Origin of the sequence: Sphingorhabdus lutea, assembly GCF_001889025.1 — a bacterium.
GTDB classification, from domain to species: Bacteria; Pseudomonadota; Alphaproteobacteria; order Sphingomonadales; family Sphingomonadaceae; genus Sphingorhabdus_B; species Sphingorhabdus_B lutea.
In genome coordinates, this window is record NZ_CP018154.1 from 193,997 (window position 1) to 205,525 (window position 11,529).

11 protein-coding genes are annotated in these 11,529 nt (G+C 47.8%); 6 read left to right on the plus strand and 5 right to left on the minus strand.

Annotation, left to right across the window (positions count from 1 at the left end):
* Positions 1 to 9: 9 nt before the first annotated feature.
* From LPB140_RS01035 to LPB140_RS01055, 5 genes are read right to left on the minus strand one after another with little or no spacing between them, the layout of a single operon-like run.
* Positions 10 to 1,092 carry a CaiB/BaiF CoA transferase family protein gene (locus LPB140_RS01035; RefSeq protein ID WP_072558300.1) on the minus strand — a complete coding sequence of 361 codons (1,083 nt, stop codon included), beginning with the start codon at positions 1,090 to 1,092 and terminating at the stop codon, positions 10 to 12.
* On the minus strand, positions 1,092 to 2,321 hold the full coding sequence (locus tag LPB140_RS01040; protein ID WP_232223425.1) for a CaiB/BaiF CoA transferase family protein: 1,230 nt from the start codon (positions 2,319 to 2,321) through the stop codon (positions 1,092 to 1,094). Before LPB140_RS01040 ends, LPB140_RS01035 begins: the two co-directional genes overlap by 1 nt.
* Positions 2,297 to 3,475 carry an acyl-CoA dehydrogenase family protein gene (locus LPB140_RS01045; protein ID WP_072558301.1) on the minus strand — a complete coding sequence of 393 codons (1,179 nt, stop codon included), beginning with the start codon at positions 3,473 to 3,475 and terminating at the stop codon, positions 2,297 to 2,299. Before LPB140_RS01045 ends, LPB140_RS01040 begins: the two co-directional genes overlap by 25 nt.
* A gap of 39 nt (positions 3,476 to 3,514) precedes the next feature.
* Entirely contained in the window at positions 3,515 to 4,024 is a 510-nt protein-coding gene (locus tag LPB140_RS01050; RefSeq protein WP_072558302.1) for a MaoC family dehydratase, read from the minus strand.
* A gap of 27 nt (positions 4,025 to 4,051) precedes the next feature.
* Complete coding sequence (locus tag LPB140_RS01055; RefSeq protein WP_072558303.1) at positions 4,052 to 4,867, minus strand: HpcH/HpaI aldolase/citrate lyase family protein; 816 nt, start codon at positions 4,865 to 4,867, stop codon at positions 4,052 to 4,054.
* A 155-nt stretch (positions 4,868 to 5,022) separates the two neighbouring features.
* Between LPB140_RS01055 and LPB140_RS01060 the strand changes: the two genes are divergently transcribed.
* Genes LPB140_RS01060 through LPB140_RS01085 form a run of 6 tightly spaced genes read left to right on the plus strand, consistent with a single transcriptional unit; the run spans position 5,023 to position 11,497 of the window.
* Positions 5,023 to 5,964 carry a DUF1838 family protein gene (locus LPB140_RS01060; protein ID WP_083549793.1) on the plus strand — a complete coding sequence of 314 codons (942 nt, stop codon included), beginning with the start codon at positions 5,023 to 5,025 and terminating at the stop codon, positions 5,962 to 5,964.
* A 36-nt stretch (positions 5,965 to 6,000) separates the two neighbouring features.
* Entirely contained in the window at positions 6,001 to 7,278 is a 1,278-nt protein-coding gene (locus LPB140_RS01065) for an MFS transporter (RefSeq protein WP_072558305.1), read from the plus strand.
* Positions 7,262 to 8,851: an FAD-binding oxidoreductase gene (locus LPB140_RS01070; RefSeq protein ID WP_072558306.1), complete on the plus strand. Its 1,590-nt coding sequence runs from the start codon at positions 7,262 to 7,264 to the stop codon at positions 8,849 to 8,851. The genes LPB140_RS01065 and LPB140_RS01070 overlap by 17 nt, the downstream gene beginning before the upstream one ends.
* The gene (locus LPB140_RS01075; RefSeq protein ID WP_156874086.1) at positions 8,838 to 9,908 is read left to right on the plus strand and encodes a nitrilase-related carbon-nitrogen hydrolase; all 1,071 of its coding nucleotides are present in this window, start codon (positions 8,838 to 8,840) and stop codon (positions 9,906 to 9,908) included. The genes LPB140_RS01070 and LPB140_RS01075 overlap by 14 nt, the downstream gene beginning before the upstream one ends.
* 6 nt (positions 9,909 to 9,914) lie before the next feature.
* Positions 9,915 to 11,129 (plus strand): class I SAM-dependent methyltransferase, encoded by a 1,215-nt coding sequence (locus LPB140_RS01080; RefSeq protein WP_072558307.1) that lies wholly within the window; start codon positions 9,915 to 9,917, stop codon positions 11,127 to 11,129.
* Between the two features lie 2 nt (positions 11,130 to 11,131).
* Positions 11,132 to 11,497, plus strand: a complete 366-nt coding sequence (locus tag LPB140_RS01085) for a hypothetical protein (RefSeq protein WP_232223426.1) — start codon at positions 11,132 to 11,134, stop codon at positions 11,495 to 11,497.
* Positions 11,498 to 11,529: the final 32 nt, after the last annotated feature.

The following is an 11,529-nucleotide window of genomic DNA, read 5'->3' on the forward strand; positions in this document are numbered from 1 at the left end:
ATTAAAATTTTAACCATCTGCGTTTAATTCCGGTGCAGAAATGGGCAACCATTTTTCATGTTTAAACCTGATGGCGGGGGTGATTTGGTGCGCCCCATCATGCACCGCCAATAATCCACGCTGCGCGATTATCGGTTGATCCAAAGCCTCCCGAAAATTCAGCACTGGGGCAAAGGCCACATCCTTATCGGCAAACCATGCCTCCCACTCGGCCCTTGTTTTGGTGGCAAAAATGGTGCGCAAAAAGTTGATAAGCTCATCTTGCTCACCCGCCTCTGCCATTGCCATAGGAATTAAATCATCACGGTTTAGCGCGGTCAATAAATTGGTGGCAAAGGCCAATTCCCGCCCGCCAAGGACGATATATTTCTCATCCAATGTTTGATAAACATTATAAAAAGCCGCGCCGCCCAATGAACGTTGTTTTGCCGAAATGGGGGCGTCGCCGCCCGATATAGCGCCGCCTGCAATATGCGCGCACCATGGCAACATGCTGTCAAACATCGCACAATCAATAAAATCGCCCTTGCCCGATTTTTCACGGCCAATAATCGCCATTAACACCGCCGATAAAGCGGTTAAACCCGCCGCCATATCCGCGCTGGGCACGCCGGGCACAACGGGATGGCCATCATGCCCATCATTCACCGACATAAAACCGGCCAATGCCTGCACCGCCATATCATGCGCGGGATGATGCGCCATTGGCCCATGCTGACCAAAGGCAGAAATGGAGCAATATATAATATGCGGAAATTTTGCCGATACCATATCAAAATCAAAGCCAAGCCGTTTCATCACACCAGGGCGAAATCCCTCCACAAACACATCCGCATCGGCAATTAAATCCCATAATGCTTGTTTTCCTGCGTCTGATTTGAGGTCAAGGCATAGGCTTTTCTTACCACGGTTCAGGTTTCGAAACCACACCGACTGCCCTGCCTCATCGGGCAATTGCGCCCGCGCGGGGTCGCCCGTTGGGCTTTCAATTTTAATCACCTCTGCGCCCTGATCCGCCATCATCATGGTCATCATGGGGCCGGGTAAAAATACCGACAGGTCAATGACCTTTATGCCCGATAATTTACCCATTAAATAACCCCATCAGATTTAAGAGCCGCTATATCCGCGCCATTATATCCCATTTCCGACAATATTTCGTCATTATCCGCGCCTAATAATGGCCCTGCTCTATTGGGCAGGCGCTGCCCATTTATTTTAATGGGACTGGACAAGATTTTAACATTTGCATTGTCCGGATGCGCCACCTCATCACGCATATTTATTTTATCCAACCATGGATTGTCCAATGCCTGATCCAAATTATAAACGGGCGATATGGGGACAAATCCCTCCAGCCTGTCCTGCCAATATCTAACCGGATGTTTGCCAAAAATTTCATCCAAAATTTCGGTTAAAATGGTGCGGTTTGTCAAACGATTGGCGGGGGTGTCAAATCGGGGGTCGCTCACCAATTCTTCATGCCCGATACGCGCGGCCAAAATGGGCCAAAATTTGGGAATTTGCGCCATGACAAACATCCATCCATCGGCTGCCTTAAACATCTGGCTGGGCGTGGCGGATGGATGCGCACCGCGTGGCGCGCGGCCCGTCACATCGCCTTCATTCATATACCAAATGGCGGGGTAGCTTAATTGATGGATCGCCGCAGATAATAAATCCACATCGACATCGCATCCCTGTCCCGTTCTCTGTGCATCCAATAAAGCGGCAAGCAGACCAACCGCCATTTGTGTCCCGCTCATAAAATCAACCATGGACAGCCCAAATCGCGTTGGCGGGCCATCGGGTTCACCGGTTAGGGAGCAAAAACCTGCCTCTGCCTGCATTAAATAATCATATCCTGGCCATTTTGCCCGTTCATTATCCCGGCCATAGGCGGAAATATGGGCACAAATTATTTGAGGGTTCACTTCCTTTAATGCGGCATAATCAATGCCAATTTTGGCGGGCACATCACCGCGCATATTATTGGCCATGACATGGGAAGTTTTAACCAATTTATGCAATATTTCTTTGCCCTTTTCTTGGGTCAAATCTAATGTCAGTGAACGCTTGTTCAAATTGAAACTTTGAAAATATAGGCTTTCTTTTTCCCGCAACCAATGTGGTCCTACATGACGCGCGGTATCGCCCATTTTGGGTGGTTCAATTTTAATGACATCCGCGCCCAATTGCGCCAAAAACATTGTGCCATATGGCCCTGCGCCATATTGTTCGGCGGACAGGACGCGAATGCCTTTTAACGGTTGGCGCACCGATGATGATGTGCCTGTCATGCTGGATTCTGCTTCACCCATTGTTTGGAAATAATAATCCTTTGCATTTCATTTGTCCCCTCACCAATGCACATTAACATGGAATCGCGATATAGGCGTTCAATATCATATTCCTTGGAATAGCTATAACCGCCAAAAACCCGCATTGCCTCTTGGCTGTTTGCCACGGCGGCTTCGGATGCAAAATATTTCGCCATGCCCGCCTGTAAATCGCACCGCTCGCCCCTGTCATAAACCTCTGCCGCGTCAAAGGTCAGCAATCGGGCCGCACGGGCGCGGGTCACCATCTCACCAATTTTAAGCTGTATCGCCTGATGCTCGCATATTGGTTTGCCCATGCTTTCACGCAGCTGTGCATATTCGGTGGCTAGACGTAACGCCCCCTCGGATAGGCCGACACCACGCGCCGCCACATTTATCCGGCCAAGCTCCAACCCGCCCGTGGCCTGAAAGAATCCTTGCCCCTCTATACCGCCAATTAAATTATCCACCGGTATCCGGTAATTTTCGAACATTAATTCGGTGCTATCAATGGCGTTATAGCCCAATTTTTTGAATTTCTTGCCCGTGGTGAATCCGTCCCCCTTGGGCGCAATCATCAAACTCATCCCCTTATATCTGGGGTCTGCCTTGGCATCGGTTTTCACCAACAGGGCAAAGCAACTGCCATTTATGCCATTGGAAATCCATGTCTTGCTGCCATTGATGACATATTCATTGCCGTCACGTACTGCGGTTGTGCGGATTGATTGCAAATCTGTGCCCGCATTTGGTTCGGTAAGGGCAAGCCCGCCCCTAATCTCTCCACTGGCAAATTTGGGCAGCCATAAATGGCGCTGCGCCTCTGTGCCGAAACGTTCAACTGCACATGCCATAATCAAATGCGAATTAAATATGCCCGTTATCGCCATCCAATAGGATGAAATCAGCGCAACAATTTTGGCATATGTCACGGCGGGCAAACCCAAACCGCCATATTGCGTGCCAATGGTTGCGCCAAATAATCCCATTTCGGTCATTTGCTGCACAATTTCGGCGGGCCAAACATCATCATGGTCATATTTTTGGACCACGGGCTTAACCTCTTTATCAATCCATTTTTGAATGGCATCCAAAAAGGCGGCTTCCTCTTCGGGATCAATGGCCTCTCTTATCATATTATTCGCATCTGTCATGGGCGTGTTCCTTTATTTATTTTGTCTTGCCGCATTATTTTATGATTCTGATGGACCAAATCCGCGTTTCCAAATTAACATTGTGCGTAAAAATTCGCACACAATCTCCCCATGCTGATTTTTGCCAATGGTTTTAATGGTCACAATTCCCTGCTGTAGGCGTTTGGCAGATTCGCGTTTTTCGATAACCTCGGTCTCGGCATATAATGTATCGCCATGAAAGACGGGTTTGGTCATTTTAATTTCTTTCCAACCCAAATTGGCCAATGCTTTTTGACTGACATCCGAAACACTCATCCCTACCAAAATCGCGACGGTTAAGGGCGATGCGACAATCGGCTTTCCAAATTCGGTTTTACTTGCAAATTCATGATCAAAATGCGCCGGATGCGTGTTCATGGTCAATAATGTGAACCATGTATTATCTGCCTCGCTTATCGTGCGTCCGGGTCGATGTTCATAAATATGGCCAACCTCAAACTCCTCATAATATCGTCCATAATTTTCCCTGAACCGCCCGGGGGCAACCTCTATAACTCCATCACGCATAAAAATTCCTTTTCCTTAATTCTAAATCTATCCACCCGCCGAGCGGATAAGGTTTTCGTAAAATTTTATCACTGGCGCTTCCAACATTTGCCCCTGAAATAATATGGGCGCACGGCCTGCCGCCTCAAATGCAGCAAGTGCCAATTTAGCATGGGCAGTTTCTTCCTCACTCGGCTTCATAATTTCACAAATTGCCGAAATTTGTTTGGGATGAATGGCGGCCTTTGCATGAAAGCCAAGCTGCTTTGCCAATGTCGTTTCCGACCGCAGGCCATCATTATTTTGCACATCAATATAGGGCACATCGACACATCTTTTCCGTGCCCCCGCACATGCAAGGATAAGCTGGCTTCGCGCATATAATAATGGCTGCCATTCCAATTTCACGCCCAATTCACTGGAAAAATCGCCCCCGCCGAACATCACCGTTGTAACGGCGGGATGGGCGGCAATTTCCGCCGCATTGGATAATCCCTTTACCGTTTCAATTAACGGGACAATGCCATTTATTTTATTGCCCAATATAGAGTAAGCAATGGCCACATCCTCCACCGATTCCACCATGGGGATGAATATTTGTGATGGCAAATGCGCCGCTTCTTCCAACGCGATTAAGTCTAAAAGACCAAATTTTGTCCGAATGGAATTGATTCTAATTGCTACTTTATCGCGATTCAACGTCTTTATCGCCGCCAAACATCCATGCCGCGCCGTCTCCTTTTCAGCCGCTGGCACCGAATCTTCTAAATCAATACAGATTAAATCCGTGCCAGAATTTAACGCCTTTTCAAAGCGTTCGGGCCGGTTTGCGGGCACGAATAGAAAGTTTGTAAATGCGATCATAAAATTTAAATTTGCCTTAATTTGAAATTACTCTTAACAATTTGTCCGGACAAATCTAGTATAAAGAAAAATTTGATGCAAGACGATGTTTCAATTTTGTGCAATTTTTGATTTTTTAGATGATAATTTGAACCATAGTTGGATGGAGAGTGAGTATGAAAAATAGGAAGATGAAAAAATTATATGGCGCGGCCATTTTGGGCGCTCTTATCCTTGGCGGCGCGTTTTTTTCTGCGCCGGATGCTATGGCAAAGGGTAAAATGCTTGACCCTGCAAATGGCGCAGATGCGTTGGAAATTATGAAACGCACCCAATGTGGAGAAGCAGACGGTGTGCCGGCGGTGTACCATTGGGCGGGCAATGTTTATTCGCGCATTGCGGGTGAACCGGACCGTTTATTATTTAAGGGCGAGGGGATGAATATCCGCCAATGCGTGCGGGTTGAAGACCCCGTTCGCGGCGTTGGTTATCGTCAGGTAAGCCGCGAGGTGATGCTATATCTTGATCCAAAAACGGGGAAGGTTCTGCGCCGTTGGGACAATCCCTTTACCGGAGAAAATGTAGAGGTGATGCAAATCGCCAATGATCCGGTGAACAGCCGACCATCCTATCCCAAAAATGCCGATGGCAGCGATTATTCCTTGCCCGAATTGCGGCAACAAGGGGATTGGTTATTCATGCCGGTTGAAGTACCCTTATTTTACCATAATGTCCTTGCCGGTGATTATCAGGATTTTGTCGGCAATAAATATCATGCAATGGAAATTTTTGATTTCACCATGCGGGCGTCAGAAATTTTGGACCCCAAATCAAAAACCGCCTATCCCTCCATCAGCTGGGTGCGTATTTCCGATTGGATGCCATGGATGAAAATGCGCGGGCGTCAGGGGCAAATGGTATTTAACGCCATGGGCGCAAAATTGAAAAATTTTGACGAACTACCCTCCGTGTTAAAGGATGAGATTAAATTAAATTATCCTGAATATACTTCCCCTCCTCCAGGGGACGACCCACGTCCCAATGAAACCACATGGACAGTATTTAAAAAAATGATTGATGCGGACAGGGCCAAGAAAAAAGAAGCAGCAGGCAAATAATATTGCCTAATTTTTTGGGGAAAGAGGGAGGAAAATATGGCAGCAGCCTTTAAGCAAGAAAAATTTAGCGAGTTTAAGGGCGGCTGGCCGATATTATTGGCGGGCATATTGGGGGTAGCATGCGGCGCATCCCCCATTCCGTTTAATGTTATTGGTTTTACCATTGACCCGTTAATCGCGGAATTTGGGTGGAGCAGAACCCAAATTTTACTCCCCATTACCATTTTTGGGATATTGGCATCTTTGCTTGCCCCTATTTTCGGATGGATGGCGGACAAATATGGCGTGCGTCCGGTGGCGCTCTGGTCTTTATTTGCTTTTGGATTATCCTTTGCGGCGCTATCCCTTACTCCCACAAGCAACAATATCTCCACCCTATATATTTATTATGGATTTTGGGTGGTTATCGGCCTTGTCGGCATGGGATCAACCCCGATAAGCTGGAGCAGGGCCATAAATTTATGGTTTTACAAAAATCGCGGGTTTGCCCTTGGCCTATTATTATTGGGGACAAGTTTGGCGGCGATTATTGTACCCAAATTAACCGTGTGGATTATTGCCCATCATGGATGGAGGGCGATGTTTTTCGGCATTGCCTTATTACCCCTGCTTATCGCTTTACCCACCGCCTATTTCTTATTTCGTGAACCACGGGCCGAAGAACGCCCGTCCGCCATTATGTCACAAAGCGGGGAATTGACGGGCGTCACCCTAAATATTGCATTACGCGATTATCGGTTCTGGCTGATTTGGGTTTCCATTGCCCTTATCGCATCGGCATTTGGTGGTTTTTTTATCAACCTGCCCAGCATGATGGGGGATAAGGGCTTTACACCGCAAACCGCATCCAGCGTCATGGGCATTTTGGGCATGGGCATATTATCGGGCCGTATCATCACCGGTTTGATGCTGGATAGATTTTGGCAGGGTTTTGTCGCCTTCCCCCTATTATGTTTGCCCGCCATTTCATCCTATATCTTCATGGGCAGCAATCTTGATTTTACCATGGTTGCATTTGCCGGTTTTTTATTGGGCTTTGCCGCAGGGGCAGAGGCGGATTTAATCGCATATTTGGCAGGGCGATATTTTGGCATGGCGCATTATGGCAAAATTTACGGTATGTTATATATGCCATTTGGCCTATTTTCCGCCATTTCACCAATTATTTATGCCAGCGTGCGCGACAATATGGGCAGTTATAATCCCATATATTTGCCCGCTTTATGCGCCTTCATCCTTGGCGGATTTTGTTTATTATTATTGGGCAAATATCCCGATTTGGATGAAATTAAGTCAAATGAAGATAGGCCATAATATGACCACAAACATAAGAAACAGCCTGTCAAACGCCCTATATGATAGCGGGGTCGAGGTAAAAAATGACGCCGCATCCTTGCAATTTTTTGCCCATGATATTTGCGATTGCGGCGGGGAATTGGCGGCCATTATCACCCCCAAAAATATTGATGAATTGGCAAAGGCGGTAAAGGCCGCGCATAATGAAGGCGCATATATTGTCCCGCGCGGCGGGGGGATGAGCTATACTGGCGGATATACGCCAAAGGCAGATGGCGCGGTCATGGTTGATTTGTCCCAAATGGACCGCATTTTGGAAATTGATGAAGAGGATATGACCGTCACGGTGGAGGCGGGATGCACATGGGCAATATTATATGAAGCGTTAAAGCCGCTTGGCCTACGCACGCCATTTTGGGGAACATTATCAGGGTTAAAAGCAAGCATCGGCGGCGGGATGAGTCAAAATGCCATTTTTTGGGGCACAGGCCGATATGGCAGCGCGGTAAACAGCTGTATCTCCATGCAAGTGGTGCTGGCCAATGGCGATATTTTGCAAACGGGCAATGGAAAAGCCCGCCCCTATGGACCGGATTTAACCGGAATATTTTTGGCCGATACGGGCGCTTTGGCGATAAAGGCGGCCATTACGCTGCGTTTAATAAAGGAGGCAAAGGCACATGGTTTTGCCAGTTTCACCTTTGACCATCATCATCAATTTCTTGCCGCCATGTCGGATATTATCCGCGCGGATATTTCCACCGAATGTTTTGGATTTGATCCACGGTTAAACGCCATAAGGATGCAGCGCGATAGTTTAAGCAGCGATGTAAAGGCGCTGGCGGGTATGATGAAGGCGCAAAAATCCATTTTTGGCGCATTAAAAGAAGGCGCAAAGGTCATTGCGGCGGGGCGCAATTTCTTAAAAGACGCACAATTTTCCATGCATGTCTTGGCCGAGGGGCGAATACAGGCGGCGGCGGATGCCGACATTGCCGCCGCGCGCGCCATTGCCCAAAAATATGGCGGGGCGGAGGTGGAAAATAGCATCCCCAAAATCATCCGTGCCAACCCATTTGGCCCGTTAAATTCAATCCTTGGCCCGCAAGGGGAAAGATGGTTGCCCATTCATGGATTATTGCCCCATAGCAGGGCCAAGCCATGTTATGATGCCATTGAGGAATTTTTTAGCCAGAACAGCGCAGAAATGGAAAAATTTGGTATATATTATGGCACATTAATTGCGGCGGTTGGCGGCATAAATGGCGCGGGCGTCGTGATTGAACCATGCCTATATTGGCCGGATGAACGTAACCCTTTAATAGAAAAAACGGTGGAAAGCGACCATCTTTCCAAATTGCCGACATGGCCACATGATGATGAAATTTGGAATATCGTCAAAAAATATAAGCAAGCAATAATTGACATTTTTGCGGCCCATGGCGCATCACATTTTCAAATTGGCCGTGCCTATCCCTATGTTAAATCATTGGACGCGCCTGCCCTCGCTTTATTACAATCAATAAAACAGCATGTTGATTCGCATGGCAAAATGAACCCCGGATCTTTAGGATTAAATGATGGAAAATAATATACCGCAATATCCCGCCCCCTATGCAGCAATGGCCATGCAATTAACCGCTATGTCGGTGGAAAAATGCGCGGATAAAAAAGCCGCGCAACAGCAAATTTTGGCGATGATAGATGCCCTACAACCCAAAATTGCGTCATCGGCGATGTTCATCACGCAATATTGCGGCCTGCCGGTTAAATTGGCGGTGTTGCCGGAATATTTATTCACCAGCTATCCAGGCAAAATATCCATCCCCGACTTTGCGGCAAAGGCGGGATTTGACATGCAGGGGGCGGAATATGACGCGCTGGGCAAAGTGGCGCAAAATTTAGGTATATATTTATCGGGCAATGCATATGAAATTGACCCCAATTTTCCCGACCTTTATTTTCAGGCCAGTTTCATCATTTCCCCATCGGGTGATTTAATCCATCGATACCGCCGCCTTATTTCCATTTTTGCGCCCACGCCGCATGATGTGTGGGATAAATATGTTGATATTTATGGCATGGACGGCGTTTTTCCCGTGGCCAAAACCGGAATTGGCAATTTGGCCACCATTGCATCGGAAGAAATATTATATCCCGAAATTGCCCGCGCATTGGCGATGCGTGGGGCAGAAATATTTTGTCATTCATCCAGCGAAATTGGCTCACCTTTAACCACGCCAAAGGCAATTGCCCGCCGCGCCCGCGCCTTTGAAAATATGTCCTATATCATCAGCGCAAATACCGCAGGGGTGGATAAAACCGCCATGCCCTTGGCAAGCGCAGACGGGAACAGCCAATTTGTGGATTATAAGGGCAAGGTGCAGGCCGAATCCAATAACGGGGAAACATTTACCGCATTTGGCGAGGTGGATATAACCGCCCTTCGCGCCGCCCGTGCCCGCCCCGCCATGACAAATGCCCTTTCGCGGCAGGCAAATGGCTTATTCGCCGACATTTACCGCGACATTGAAATTCGGCCTTCAAATGGTTTGATGCATGTCAAAGACAATATTCCAGACAGAGAATATTTTATGACTAAGCAAGAACAAGCGATACAAAATTTACTGAAAATTATGAAAGAATAGGAGGATATGATGAGCAATAATAAAGACGCAAAAATTGATGTCGCCCCGCCATATCGCGCTGTATCACTGCATGGCGTTTCCCCCATTCCCAACCATGATGAGGCGGCGCGTTTTGATTTTCTGGCCAATTTTAACAAATTTCTATCCGCTGAATTGGGCGCGGGCAATAAACTTGCCTATGATAAACAGGTCCTGCCCGCTTTTGAAAAACAACATGGACGCCCCCCAAAGGACAGGTTCGAAATTCGCCATGCGATGAACAAGGACCCGCTGCATCAACTATGGTCCGCGTCAAAGCGCAATTCGATGGAGATGCGGCAACAAAATGGTCGCTCCATGGTGCTGCGCCAATTGGACGAATTGGATGCAAAGGCGCGTAAATTAAATGAAGGCAAGGCCAGTTTAATATTAAACGCCGACATTGAAATTCCGCGCTATCAATCCGCCGTCGATATTCATTGCATGCCGGGCAGTTATCATGGGGAGGAACGAAGCGGCGATATATCGGCGGGCGCAAATTATGATTGCGGTATTTTTGCCACCACGGCGGGCGGGCTTGGCGCTTTATCCGATGGCGGCGGCATGGCCCTTGCCAAATGGATACAGAAAGAAAGACCGGAGTGGACGCCGCGCCGCATTTTGGACATTGGCTGCACTGTGGGGCATAATATTGTGCCCCTTGCCCTTGCCTTTCCCGATAGCGAAATTATCGCCATTGATACCGCCGCGCCATCATTGCGATATGCCCATGCGCGGGCAAGGTCGCTGGGCGCACATAATATTACATTTATTCAGGCAAATGCAGAAAATTTATCCCAATTTGATGATGGATATTTTGATTGGGTGCAAACCACCATGTTCCTGCATGAAACCAGCGGCAAGGCATTGCCCCGCATCTTGGCGGAGGGATATCGCGTGCTGGCCGATAAAGGGTTAATGTTCCATTTGGAACAACCGCAATATAGTGATGACATGCCCCTATATGAGCAATTTATCCGCGATTGGGATGCGTTTAACAATAATGAACCATTTTGGTCGGCCATGCATGCATTGGATTTAAAGGATGAAATGGTAAAAGTGGGCTTTGCACGCGATAAATTATTTACCACCGGTGTCCGCGCCGTGGTTGATACCGATATTTTTCCCGAAGCCCCCACGGGCGAAAATGAAGATCATGGCCGCGCCGCATTTTGGCACGCCTATGGCGCATGGAAAGAATGAATATGAGCATGAATGACCAAATTGATTGGATGGCACGCGCCAATGCAAAGGCAAAGGGAAAGCGCCCTGAATATTTTGACCAACCCGAAGATGACCGCATTTATTCCATTTTAATGGCATTGGTGGGCGAGGTTTCGGTCATGCGGCAACGATTGGACACGGTGGAGCGTTTATTGGAAGAAAAGGGGCAAATTAGCCGCCAAGACATTGAAACCTATCATCCCGATAGACAGGCCGGCCAAGAACGCGGCGAGATGATACGCGAATATATTTACCGGATTATGCGCGGGCCAATGCAGGCGGTGGAAGAATTGCAAAAACCCGATGCCCCGGTCGAGGAAGTCAGCAATTTATTACGTGATATTTAATTTATATAGGGGTGTGCCAAATAGGCGGCGTT

Bases quoted from the DNA above. Each gene is read 5' to 3' on its own strand.
- LPB140_RS01075 (WP_156874086.1), top strand. From the start codon at position 8,838: ATGATGGAAAATAATATACCGCAATATCCCGCCCCCTATGCAGCAATG.
- LPB140_RS01065 (WP_072558305.1), top strand. From the start codon at position 6,001: ATGGCAGCAGCCTTTAAGCAAGAAAAATTTAGCGAGTTTAAGGGCGGC.
- LPB140_RS01070 (WP_072558306.1), top strand. From the start codon at position 7,262: ATGAAGATAGGCCATAATATGACCACAAACATAAGAAACAGCCTGTCA.
- LPB140_RS01050 (WP_072558302.1), bottom strand. From the start codon at position 4,024: ATGCGTGATGGAGTTATAGAGGTTGCCCCCGGGCGGTTCAGGGAAAAT.
- LPB140_RS01080 (WP_072558307.1), top strand. From the start codon at position 9,915: ATGATGAGCAATAATAAAGACGCAAAAATTGATGTCGCCCCGCCATAT.
- LPB140_RS01085 (WP_232223426.1), top strand. From the start codon at position 11,132: ATGAGCATGAATGACCAAATTGATTGGATGGCACGCGCCAATGCAAAG.
- LPB140_RS01040 (WP_232223425.1), bottom strand. From the start codon at position 2,321: ATGGGTGAAGCAGAATCCAGCATGACAGGCACATCATCATCGGTGCGC.
- LPB140_RS01035 (WP_072558300.1), bottom strand. From the start codon at position 1,092: ATGGGTAAATTATCGGGCATAAAGGTCATTGACCTGTCGGTATTTTTA.
- LPB140_RS01055 (WP_072558303.1), bottom strand. From the start codon at position 4,867: ATGATCGCATTTACAAACTTTCTATTCGTGCCCGCAAACCGGCCCGAA.
- LPB140_RS01045 (WP_072558301.1), bottom strand. From the start codon at position 3,475: ATGACAGATGCGAATAATATGATAAGAGAGGCCATTGATCCCGAAGAG.
- LPB140_RS01060 (WP_083549793.1), top strand. From the start codon at position 5,023: ATGAAAAATAGGAAGATGAAAAAATTATATGGCGCGGCCATTTTGGGC.